A 1,243-nucleotide genomic window follows, 5' to 3' on the forward strand; every position below is an offset into this window, starting at 1 on the left:
TTCCCGAGTTGCCGCAGGAACTGTGGCGCGCTGGCAAGCTGGAGCTTGCCCACGGCGTGCAGCAGTTCCTGCAGGTGATGCGGGTAGCGTCCGCCGGGTTGGGCCGGTATTTGGCCGAGGTCGAGTCCCGTGGCGTGAAAGACTTGTACGGCTATGGGACAACGGTTTCGTGGTTCGCCGATATCGCCGGGTTGTCTATTGGTGAGGCGCGGCCATATGTGAATCGCGCGATCGACCTGAACCCCACCCGCGCCTTGGATGGCACCGAGATCCCGGCGTTCGCGCCCGCGACCGGCGCGGCGGCGGCGGACGGTGCGATCGGTGAGGAGCGGATCAAACAGATCCTGGAGATCTTGCGGCAGATCCCCGGCGAGGTGGCGGCAGAGGATCGGGAGCACGCGGAGAAGACCCTCGCCGACTTGGCCCGGAAGGCGGGTCCTCGGCAGGTGTCGGATCTCGGAGAGCAGTTGCTGGGATGGCTCGACCCGGACGGCAACGAACCCAAGGACCCCGAACCCGCCCAGCCCCACCGTGAACTGACGTTGGAACGTCGCAAAGACGGCTTCTGGACACTGAAAGGCTTGCTCGACGACGAAGCCGGAGCCCGGACCGCCGCAGCGCTGGAGGCCTACGCGAAACCCCGCCCGGTCGATGAGTTCGGCCAGGCCGACCTACGCAGCAAAGCCGAACGCCCGGGGGACGCCTGGGTCGACCTTGTCGATCTCGCGATCGCCTGCCCCGACCAGCCCGGCACCAATGGCTACCGGACCTTGGTGCATGTCACCATCGGCCTGGAGGAACTCAAGACCGGGCTAGGGACCGCCTGCCTCGATTTCGTCGGGACGATGACCGCCCGCGAGGCACGGATGGCGGCCTGCGATTGCTTGATGCTTCCGGTAGTGCTCAATGCCGCCGGGGAGCCTCTGGACGTGGGACGGCTGAGGCGGTTCGTCACCCCAGGCCAACGGAGAGCGTTGAACATCCGGGACCGGGGCTGCGCCTTCCCCGGCTGCCACCGACGGCCCAAGAACTGCCACGCCCACCACATCCATCACTGGGCAGACGGCGGACCCACCGACCTCCGCAACCTCGTGCTGGTCTGCTCCTTCCATCACCGGCTGATCCACCACGGCGACTGGGAAGTCCGCATGGCGGCCGACGGGCTGCCGGAATTCATCCCGCCCCAGTACCTGGATCCGTTACGAAGAACCCGGCGCAACACCCTCCCCGCCTGACTCTGACC

General features: G+C 67.0%; 1 protein-coding gene. It reads left to right on the plus strand.

What is annotated here, in order from left to right; translation table 11 throughout:
* On the plus strand, positions 1-1,235 hold a 1,235-nt coding region (locus ACLARN_RS44080), incomplete at its 5' end, for a DUF222 domain-containing protein (RefSeq protein WP_409497450.1).
* Positions 1,236-1,243: the final 8 nt, after the last annotated feature.

Origin of the sequence: Amycolatopsis sp. cmx-11-12 (genome assembly GCF_046269425.1) — a bacterium.
Classification (GTDB): Bacteria; Actinomycetota; Actinomycetes; order Mycobacteriales; family Pseudonocardiaceae; genus Amycolatopsis.